Source organism: Oceanisphaera psychrotolerans, assembly GCF_001870485.1.
Taxonomy (GTDB): domain Bacteria; phylum Pseudomonadota; class Gammaproteobacteria; order Enterobacterales; family Aeromonadaceae; genus Oceanimonas; species Oceanimonas psychrotolerans.
Genome location: NZ_MDKE01000022.1, coordinates 240,528 through 250,208, shown reverse-complemented (window position 1 = coordinate 250,208; position 9,681 = coordinate 240,528). Strand labels below are relative to the sequence as shown.

Here is a 9,681-nt window from a genome sequence, read left to right as displayed (position 1 = left end):
GACTGACTTCTGCGGGTCATCCTCGGTTCCAATGCAAGGCATGTGACACCACCTTCACCCGTGGCTCTGAAAAGAGAAAGAGCCATCCAAAAACGCGCAGCTATGATAATGAGTGGTTATTCAAACTGCTAGTTAATCAGACTGCGATAAATCGAGCGATAGAGCTCACCGACCTGCCTCCTCAAAGAATCTACGACAGGATCGACATGTTCTACGAGCGAAGTGTAGCGTTCATGAAGGAACGAGAGTCACGCCTGAAGATGATGCCGCTGAAGGGGATGAGGTTATCTTCTGACAGGCAAGAATACGGAGTGAACTGGACGAACCGAGATGATAGACGGAACGTGGTACTGTCAGCTATTGGGTCAGCGGATAGCTACACGGGTTATGTATTTGGGATGGAAGTGAACTTCGACCCCTCCGTTAACCTGCAAGATCTGGCCAAATCCCAGCAGTACCAAGACGATCAGTCCCGTAAAAAGTTCAATCGCACCTTGGCCAGAATATGGACTCCCAGAGAAATCCATGCTGCTATCCAAGCGAATAAAGAGCTGGAATATAAGAAAAAAGAGCTGTTAAAAAGTTACTTTGAAGCAGGGAATCTACCACTCCATGAGGCAAGGGTCGCGTCTCTTGCCGAGGAGATTGAGCTGGAATCAGGTGTCTCACCTGTGTCGTTTGATGACGCAACCACCCTACCTGATAACGGGGCACTGGTACGTTCAGAATATACTCTGTGTGCTCACTTCAGATTGCTGCAAGAGTTGATCGGCCATGCTGATCTACTGACACTCTATCTTGACCAAGATACGCTCATTAATCGAGCTGCCATCACTGCTTTCACAGATCAAGTAAAGGCAGGAACTTGTCGAGTGGCATATGTCCGTTTTAACAAAGAGCTGACCGTGGATGAGCGAAGATTTCGGGTAAAAATGACCGAAAAAGCCGTTGGTATGGTGATGAAGACTGAGGAGTTGGATAGGATTGAGGCTGAGCGTTTTCTTGTGCAGCAATCACTCTCACAGCCTTATGCGATGAGCGGCTCCAAAGAGGTCTGGTTTAGTAATCCGATTAATCGTATTTATGAGTGTGAAAAGTATGTCTCATTCCTGACGGATTGTGACTGTCTCTCGGAAAACCAGAAGGTTAGCGTGATACGCCGCGCCTCTCTGCATCCGATAGATAATTTCTTCCAGATGGTCAGGCGGAGACTCTCCTTGTTGGAGCGTCCTATGCATTCACAATCAAACAATGGCAGGGTCTGGACAGGTAAAAGCCCCTACAACCCTGTGATGGTAGAGAAAATGCTTCAGATTTTACGTGTTTATTACAATTTCTGTCTAAGAGGGAAAGACGGCAAGACTCCAGCCCAACGGCTCGGCCTTGCTAAGGGGCCAGTAGAAATCAGGAAGATACTTTATCCATCATGCTAAGGGCACTGTGTATACGTAGAGAGATGGATGGCAGCACGAGCTGGCCGAGATACAAGCAAATCAACCATAATCAACTGATATATAAATGAAAAAAAATGGGCAACATTACGTCGCCCATTTTCCCCGCCTCAAGCCATGCACACGAAAGGGGAATGGCTTGGGTCACCCTCCCCGCTTTTTTGCTTTCAGCCTGTTATCTCAGGCAGTATCAATCAATCTGCTTATCTTTACTTACAGACAAAATGCCGATGCACACGGCAGCAACGGCAAGAAACCCGGCCAGGATAATCGCAGGTATCGCGGCGTACCCCAGGATATGCCACATTACGTATTCTAAAGTCCCCATTCGCTTCCCCCTCTTGTTCTCGTTCCAGGCTTATTGCCAGCCGGCGACGTCTCTCATGTCCGGCAGTTTATGGGCTATGCCCTTGTGGCAATCCACACAGGTTTTGTCGCCACCGGCCAGAGCGGTAGAGTGCTGCCTGACGGCACGCGGGCCCTGCTCCGAGAAGTCCATGTAGTCGAACTGGTGACAGTTACGGCACTCCTGCGAGTTGTTCTCTTTCATGCGTTGCCACTCGCGATGCGCCAAATGCCCGCGCCTCTCCTTGAACTTTTCTTCCGTATCAATGGTGCCGATGAAGTGAAAGGCCAGCTCTTTGGATGCCTGCACCTTGCGCACGATCTTGTCGGTCCAGTTATGGGGTACGTGGCAGTCGGAACAGATGGCTCGCACGCCCGAACGGTTGGAGTAGTGAATGGTTTCACGGATCTCCTTCACGATGGGGGCATGACAGCCGGAACAGAACTGCTCCGTATTGGTGGCTTCCATGCCGGTGTTGAAGGCACCCCAGAACAGCAAGCCGCCGATAAAGCCCATCAGCAACACAACTCCTGCCGCGGCCTTGCTGGGTGTGGATAAACGCTTCCAGAATCTTTTTAATAATTTCATGACGCTCACTCTCAAGTCGCGTTGTGTTACCGCAGTGAATCGACGCTCTGGAAGCTGTTATCAACCAAAGGTTTGGCATCGGCCTGGGGCACGTGACACTGCAAACAGAAGTAACGACGCGGCGACACATCCGACAGCACCTGTTCCTGACGATTCACATAGTGAGTCACGCTGATTTTGGTGGCGCCCATTTCCTTGGCGTTCTTCCAGCTGTGACAGGAAAGACACTTGTTGGCGTTTAACGACACTTCATAGTTGCGAATGGTATGAGGCACCAGGGGTGGCTGATACACATAGTTACTGTCCAATTGGTGATCCTTGGGGTAACGCTTGAAGTCGTCCGCCGGGCGAGTGGTTTCAATTTCGCTCATGCCCCGTAAAGAAGCCACTCCCCCGATGCCGCCCGGATTGCTGGTGGCCTGGCTGTCAATGTCGTTGGCATCTTCTGCCTGTACTGCACCGAACAGCAGCGCACTTGCCGCGACCAATGCCATGATGATTTTTTTCATAACCTGCTCCGATTCTTTTTTGATCACCCCATGCCACCCTAATGGCTTGGGTGATGGTCGGTAATGACGTTATACGCTCGCGACCTTGGTTATCTTCACCGGACATTTTTTGTAGTCCGTCTGTTTGGAGAGCGGATCGGTGGCATCCAGAATCAACTTGTTGACCAGAATGCGCGCATCAAAGAAGGGGACGAACACCAGGCCTTGCGGCGGGCGGTTACGACCACGGGTTTCTACACGGGCACGCACTTCACCCCGCGGTGACTGAATGAGCACTTCGTCACCCCGGCGCAGGTTGCGCGCCTCGGCATCATCCGGGTGGATATAGCAGTGGGCATCCGGTACCGCCTTGTACAGTTCGGGCACGCGACGGGTCATGGTGCCGGTATGCCAGTGTTCCAGCACGCGGCCGGAACATAGCCACAGGTCGTATTCCTCGTTGGGCACTTCTGGCGGTGCTTCGTAAGGCGCCGAAATGATCAGGGCCTTGCCATCGGGCTTGCCGTAGAAGTCCCGGCCTTCGCGTTTGGCATAGGGGTCATATTCGGGGTTGAAACGCCACAGGGTTTCCTTGCCATCCACCACCGGCCAGCGCAAACCACGCACCTGGTGATAAACATCGTAGGGGGCCAGGTCGTGGCCGTGGCCGCGACCAAATTCGGCATACTCTTCGAACAGGCCTTTCTGTACGTAGAAGCCGGCAGCCTGGGCGTCATCGTTCAGTTCCTGTGCTTCAGAAAGTGGGAATTTGTCCACCTTGCCGTTGGCAAACAACACGTCATACATTGTTTTGCCCCGTAATTCCGGTACCTGGGCCATCAGGGTTTCATCCCACACTTCTTCAATATTGAAGCGTTTGGCGAATTCCATGATTTGCCAGAGATCAGACCTTGCCCCTTCCACCGGCGACACTTGCTGATACCAGGCCTGGGTACGACGCTCGGCATTACCATAGGCGCCTTCTTTTTCTACCCACATGGCGGTAGGCAGAATCAAGTCCGACGCCTGCGCGGTTACTGTGGGGTAAGGATCCGAACAGACGATGAAGTTGTCGGGGTGGCGATAACCCGGCAAGCGCTCGTTGTTGATGTTGGGTCCCGCCTGCATGTTGTTGTTACACATCACCCAATAGGCATTCAGCTTGCCGTCGTTGAGCATGCGATCTTGCAGTACCGCATGAAAGCCCGGCTTTTCGGGAATGGTGCCGGCGGGCAACTGCCAGATTTTTTCGGCAAACTTGCGGTGCTCCGGGTTGGCCACCAGCAAATCGGCCGGCAGACGGTGGGCAAAGGTACCCACTTCACGCGCAGTACCACAGGCGGAAGGCTGACCGGTTAACGAGAAGGGGCTGTTACCCGGCTCCGAAATTTTACCGGTCAGCAGATGCAGGTTGTACACCAGGCTTTGCATCCAGACGCCACGGGTGTGCTGGTTCATGCCCATGGTCCACAGTGACATCACCTTGGTGTCGGGATCCGCGTATTGTTTGGCCAGTGCAATCAGGTCTTCGGGCAGCACGCCGGACATTTCGGCGGCTTTTTCTACCGTATAAGGCGCAACCGAGGCTTTATATTCCTCAAACGAGATGTCGGACATATCGCCGGAGTTGGGGTTCTTCGCGCTCACCTGCAAGGGGTTATCATCACGCAGGCCATAGCCAATATCGGTGGTGGCTTGCTTGAAGTGGGTATGTTTATCCACAAAGTCCCAGTTAACCGCATCGTTCTCGATGATGTAGTTGGCAATAAAGTTGGCGATGGCCAGATCAGACTGAGGATGAAAAATCATGCCACGGCCAGCCAGCTCAAAGCTGCGATGATAATAGGTGGACAGCACGTTCACTTTAACGTGGGAGTGGCTTAAACGGCGGTCGGTGATGCGGGTCCAGAGTACCGGGTGCATTTCGGCCATGTTGGAGCCCCACAGCACGAAGGAGTCGGCGTGCTCGAAGTCGTCATAACAACCCATGGGCTCATCGATACCAAAGGTACGCATAAAGCCGACCACGGCAGAGGCCATGCAGTGGCGGGCATTGGGATCCAGGTTGTTGGAGCGGAAACCCGCCTTCATCAACTTGGAGGCCGCGTAACCTTCCATCACGGTCCACTGACCCGAGCCGAACATGCCCACGCTGGTGGGGCCTTTTTCCTTGAGGGCTTGTTTGAATTTCTCCGCCATCACATCAAACGCCTGATCCCATGATACCGGGGCGAAGTCGCCGTCTTTATCAAACCGACCATTCTTCATGCGCAGCAGCGGCGTGGTTAACCGGTCTTTTCCGTACATGATTTTCGACAGAAAATACCCTTTAATGCAGTTCAGCCCCTTGTTGACGGGGGCTTCGGGGTCGCCCTGGGTGGCGACGACGCGGCCATCCTGGGTGCCGACCAGCACGGAACAGCCGGTGCCACAAAAGCGGCAAGGTGCCTTGTCCCATTTAATGGCAGTTTCATCCGAGCTGACGATCAGGTTGGTGGCAGAAATGGGGAGGCTTATTCCGGCCACGGCCGCGGCAGAAGCGGCTGCATTTGCTTTTACAAACGCACGTCTGGTTATTTTCATACATCACCCTCAAGCTTCAAATCCGGAATTAATTGTTCAGTGCTACCAACCTCATCATCGAGATCACGCTCAATTTGATGAAACACCAACGCGGTACTTAATACGTGGTCGAGTTGGTTTATCGCATCGATGGTGTCGGTGATATAACCCTGGTTTCGGGTTTCTATTACCACCACCAACTTACCGGCTGCGCTTTCACCATAAATTTCGGCACCGTCAAAAGATTCAATCTGCTGTTTGATGGCGCTCAAGTGTTGTGGCACCACGTGCACCACCAGGCTTGAAATATGAACTTCATTCAGTGACATGCGCGCTCTCTTGTTGAATATTCTTGATGGTGATGGCAGAGGTCGGACACACCGACACGCAGGCGCCACAGCCGGTGCACGCGGCCATGTCTATCTGGGGTTGTGCGACCGCTCCCACCGCCAGTTTGAAGCTGATGGCGAAGGGGTCGCAGCTGTCTCCGCAGCTTCGACACTCAATGTTTTGCTTAGCCAGGCAGCCTGCTTCAATCACCGCTTTGGCGTGCCAGGCTGGTTCGGTTTTTGGCAGAAACAACGGCTCGGGACACGCCGCTGCACACTGGTAACAAAAGGTACATTCGCCGACTTCAAAATCAACGCGAGGAAAGCCACCGTCGGAGGGGCGAATAATATTGGTGGGGCATTGCTTTATGCATTCACCACATTGGGTACACAGGTCGGTAAATTGCGCAGCTTTTACCCATGGCAGTGAAGGGGTGTCCGTGATGTTTCGGCGGGTAAAGAGTTGGCGCCGAGAAAGATTAACCTGAGAATCTGACATACCAAATACCCTATATACCCAGTGGAAACTGTTCGCGAACACAACAGGAAAGCGTTGAAACCCAAGTTGCCGTTGACTCTAGTACAGGGGAGTTTTAATAGCCAAGGCAGAATAGCCACAAAGAGGTATTTGAGAGGTTAGTTTGATTCAGATCAATTAACACCACTAAAGGTCACGGGTTGCGTGGCCGTAAAACAAAAAAGCGGGAAGGTTGCCCTCCCCGCTTTCAGCTCAAGCGTGCCGCTTAAAAGTCATATCCTGTAACCGATGTGGCTTCTGAGGCTGGTTTGCCCTTATCGTCACCCCCGCTAAGGCGGGGGTCCGGTGCCTTTGCTGGCCCCCTCCGTCTGAGCATTCTGCATCACCAGTCCTGGATTCCCGCCTTCGCGGGAATGACAGGAAAGGATCTACGGGAATGACAACAGACGACGACAGAGCCACACCTGTTACGCCACATGACTTATTGGATGCGCTTGAGGATCTTGGGGTTGGAGTTGCCCCATACGGTGTACAGGTCGGCCAGCAGGGCGCCGTTGGCGTCTTCCAGCTCGCCCTGGGTCACTTCGGCGTCACCCTGTTTGCCGAACAGCACCACTTCGTCACCCGGTTTCACACCCGGAATGTCGGTCACGTCGATCATGGTGGTGTTCATCGACACCTTGCCCACCACCGGCGCCCGGTGGCCGTTGACCACCACATAGGCCTTGTTGGTGAACACCCGGCGATAGCCGTCGGAGTAGCCCATCGGCAGGTTGGCCAGCAGCGAATCCCGCTTCAGGCTATAGGTACCGTCGTAACCCACCAGGTTACCGGCCGGATAGTTGTTGATCGAAGCCACCCGGGTCTTGAACGACATCACCTTCTTGTATTCGGTATAGGAAGGAATGGTGTCGCCGTAGATGATGCCGCCCGGGCGCACCATGTCGAGGCGGGCTTCCGGCACTTCCAGGGTGGTGAAGGAGTTAGCGGTATGCAGGGTCAGCTTGCTGCGGTCCAGCTTGCCGTCTTCAATCAACCACTGGGACTGCTCGTTGAATTTGGCAAGCCCGGCCCGCACGAAGTCCGCATCCTCATACTGGAAGTGGGTCATGATGCCCACCAGCTCCAGGTTATCCAGCGCCAGCAGTTCGCGCGCCTCCTGCTTGCCTTCCTCGGTGGCCACTTCCAGGCCGTTGCGGCTCATGCCACCGGCGTTCAACCCCAGGTGATAGCGCAGGGTCTTGCCCGCCGCCCCCGCGATTTTCGCCGCGGTGCGGGCGGCGTCGATATCACCGAACAGCTCTTCCATTTCGTATTGCAGACCGTCGCTCACCTCCTGCGGGCTGGCGCTGCGCACCCGCAGAATACGGCCTTCATAGCCACTCTGGCGCACCACCCGCGCCTCTTCGTTGCTGGTGATGCCTACACAGGGAATGTTGGCGGCCATCACCGAGGGCATCAGGTTGGCGATGCCGTGACCATAGGCGTCGGCTTTCATGATGGCGCAAATCCGGGACTTGCCGTCGAGCAGGGTCTGCAGGGTGCTGATGTTGTGCTCGAAGGCCGCCTGATCGATCTCCACCCAGGCATTGGCGGTGTTGTACTGGCTGCTGCCGGTATCCAGGCCGGTTACCGGCAGTTCGGGCGCGGCCTGTACCGAAGTGGACAAACAGGCGGCCAGGGCCATGGCCAGTACGGTCGGTTTAAAGGTCATTTCGTGCTCTCCTTGAATAGGGATCATTTGCTCCATGGGTAGATAAACCCGCCGAAAACCCTTTCCGGCTTGCAAATGACGAATTCACTATACAGGGAAAAAATCAAAACTTAATAGCGCCATAAAACAAAAAAATAACATTAAAAACCAATAAAAAGACAAAAATTAGCACCGTATAATTCCGCAATCATTCAGCCAGCATAATTATTCACACCCAAAAACTGACCCTCCCCACACCTTGTTTACAAAATATTTACATCACCTCCATTGCAGACCCAATCGAAGCATGTTCTGGTCTTTTCCGGCCGAAACCGATATGCGCAAAAAATCATCTACAAATATATCTATGCACCAAACAAAAGGCCCCTCGCGGGGCCCTTGCTGGTCTGTTCTAAGTGAAAGACGGATGGTGATCAGTGCAGTTTCAGCCGGGGCCGCAAAAAGCGGTTGATACGGCCTACCAGCAGCATGAGGCCGGTGCGGGTGTAGCCGTGCAGCGCCACCTGGTGCATGCGATACAAAGACACATACACGGTGCGGGCGATGCGCCCCTCCACCATCATGGAGCCGCGCATCAGGTTGCCCATCAGCGAGCCAACGGTGGAGTAACGACTCAGGTTCACCAGGGAGCCGTGATCCTTATAGACGTAAGGCTTGAGCGGCTTGTTGCTGAGCCGGGCCAGGATGTTGCTGTAGACCAGGCTCGCCATCTGGTGGGCGGACTGGGCCCGGGGCGGCACCGGCTTGCCGTTGTCCTGCAGGCAGAAGGCGCAGTCGCCGATCACGAAGATGTCGTCGTCGCGGCTGGTTTGCAGGGTGGGCCCGACCGTCAGCTGATTGATGCGGTTGGTTTCCAGACCCGCGATTTCCTTCATGAAATCCGGCGCCTTGATGCCCGCCGCCCACACCATCAGGGTGGCCGGGAGCAGCTCGCCATCCTTGGTTTTCAGGCCTTCGGTCGTGGCTTCCACCACCATGGTGCCGGTACGCACATCCACCCCCAGGGCACGCAGCTCCTTGTGCGCCATGGCGGAGATGCGCTCGGGCAGCGCCGGCAGGATGCGCGGGCCCGCTTCCACCAGCGTCAGCCGCAAACAGTCACGGCTGAGTTTCTTGAAGCCATAGGCGCTGAGGTACTCTACCGCATTGTACAGCTCGGCCGACAACTCCACCCCGGTGGCACCGGCGCCGACGATGGCAATGTCCACCTTGTCGTCGGTGCTCTCGCTTTCACCGTATTGCAGAAAGCGGTTCATCAGCGCGTCGTGAAAACGCTCGGCCTGTTGCGGGCTGTCGAGGAATATGCAGTGATCGCGCACCCCCTGGGTGCCGAAATCGTTAGAGACCGAGCCGATCGCCAGCACCAGAATGTCGTATGGCAGGGTGCGTTCGCCCAGCATCGGCTTGCCGCCGTCATCCAGCAACGGCGCCAGAGTAATGGTCTTGTTGTCCCGATCGATGTTGCTGAGGGTCCCCATCTGAAAGACAAAACCGTGGTTGTGGGCATGGGAGCGATAGCTCAGGCCATCGATACCCGGATCCATGGCGCCGGTCGCCACTTCGTGCAGCAGCGGCTTCCACAGGTGGGTTCGGTTGCGGTCCACCAGGGTCACTTCCGCCTTGCTCTTGCGCCCCAGTTGACGACCGAGTCGGGTCACCAGTTCCAGTCCACCGGCACCGCCGCCGACCACGATAATCCTTGTCATGCTTGACCTCCATTAATGT

Annotated in this window: 9 protein-coding genes; 1 reads left to right on the top strand and 8 read right to left on the bottom strand. The window is 54.8% G+C overall.

The window, feature by feature from the left end; all coding sequences use genetic code 11:
* The coding region (locus tag BFR47_RS18010; RefSeq protein ID WP_175514092.1) for a site-specific integrase at window positions 1-1,433 on the top strand (1,433 nt) is incomplete at its 5' end.
* A 208-nt stretch (window positions 1,434-1,641) separates the two neighbouring features.
* On the opposite strand, the gene BFR47_RS09825 is transcribed toward BFR47_RS18010, so the two are convergent.
* From BFR47_RS09825 to BFR47_RS09795, 8 genes are all read right to left on the bottom strand, one after another.
* Window positions 1,642-1,779, bottom strand: a complete 138-nt coding sequence (locus BFR47_RS09825) for a TIGR02808 family protein (RefSeq protein WP_071472894.1) — start codon at window positions 1,777-1,779, stop codon at window positions 1,642-1,644.
* 30 nt (window positions 1,780-1,809) lie between these two features.
* Complete coding sequence (locus BFR47_RS09820; protein ID WP_071472893.1) at window positions 1,810-2,385, bottom strand: NapC/NirT family cytochrome c; 576 nt, start codon at window positions 2,383-2,385, stop codon at window positions 1,810-1,812.
* Window positions 2,386-2,411: 26 nt separating this feature from the next.
* The gene (locus tag BFR47_RS09815) at window positions 2,412-2,894 is read right to left on the bottom strand and encodes a nitrate reductase cytochrome c-type subunit (protein ID WP_071472906.1); all 483 of its coding nucleotides are present in this window, start codon (window positions 2,892-2,894) and stop codon (window positions 2,412-2,414) included.
* Window positions 2,895-2,963: 69 nt separating this feature from the next.
* Complete coding sequence (napA, locus tag BFR47_RS09810; protein ID WP_071472892.1) at window positions 2,964-5,456, bottom strand: periplasmic nitrate reductase subunit alpha; 2,493 nt, start codon at window positions 5,454-5,456, stop codon at window positions 2,964-2,966.
* Window positions 5,453-5,764: a chaperone NapD gene (locus BFR47_RS09805; protein WP_071472891.1), complete on the bottom strand. Its 312-nt coding sequence runs from the start codon at window positions 5,762-5,764 to the stop codon at window positions 5,453-5,455. Before BFR47_RS09805 ends, napA begins: the two co-directional genes overlap by 4 nt.
* On the bottom strand, window positions 5,751-6,263 hold the full coding sequence (gene napF, locus BFR47_RS17500) for a ferredoxin-type protein NapF (RefSeq protein ID WP_083399082.1): 513 nt from the start codon (window positions 6,261-6,263) through the stop codon (window positions 5,751-5,753). Before napF ends, BFR47_RS09805 begins: the two co-directional genes overlap by 14 nt.
* A 460-nt stretch (window positions 6,264-6,723) precedes the next feature.
* A complete protein-coding gene (gene alr / locus BFR47_RS09800) occupies window positions 6,724-7,956 on the bottom strand; it encodes an alanine racemase (RefSeq protein ID WP_071472890.1) in 1,233 nt (410 codons plus the stop codon).
* A 413-nt stretch (window positions 7,957-8,369) separates the two neighbouring features.
* A complete protein-coding gene (locus BFR47_RS09795) occupies window positions 8,370-9,662 on the bottom strand; it encodes an NAD(P)/FAD-dependent oxidoreductase (RefSeq protein ID WP_071472889.1) in 1,293 nt (430 codons plus the stop codon).
* Window positions 9,663-9,681: the final 19 nt, after the last annotated feature.

What these genes read in the sequence shown, in the direction of transcription:
- BFR47_RS09825 (WP_071472894.1), bottom strand. Translation starts at nt 1,779, where the DNA reads ATGGGGACTTTAGAATACGTAATGTGGCATATCCTGGGGTACGCCGCG.
- BFR47_RS09820 (WP_071472893.1), bottom strand. Translation starts at nt 2,385, where the DNA reads ATGAAATTATTAAAAAGATTCTGGAAGCGTTTATCCACACCCAGCAAG.
- BFR47_RS09815 (WP_071472906.1), bottom strand. Translation starts at nt 2,894, where the DNA reads ATGAAAAAAATCATCATGGCATTGGTCGCGGCAAGTGCGCTGCTGTTC.
- napA (WP_071472892.1), bottom strand. Translation starts at nt 5,456, where the DNA reads ATGAAAATAACCAGACGTGCGTTTGTAAAAGCAAATGCAGCCGCTTCT.
- BFR47_RS09805 (WP_071472891.1), bottom strand. Translation starts at nt 5,764, where the DNA reads ATGTCACTGAATGAAGTTCATATTTCAAGCCTGGTGGTGCACGTGGTG.
- napF (WP_083399082.1), bottom strand. Translation starts at nt 6,263, where the DNA reads ATGTCAGATTCTCAGGTTAATCTTTCTCGGCGCCAACTCTTTACCCGC.
- alr (WP_071472890.1), bottom strand. Translation starts at nt 7,956, where the DNA reads ATGACCTTTAAACCGACCGTACTGGCCATGGCCCTGGCCGCCTGTTTG.
- BFR47_RS09795 (WP_071472889.1), bottom strand. Translation starts at nt 9,662, where the DNA reads ATGACAAGGATTATCGTGGTCGGCGGCGGTGCCGGTGGACTGGAACTG.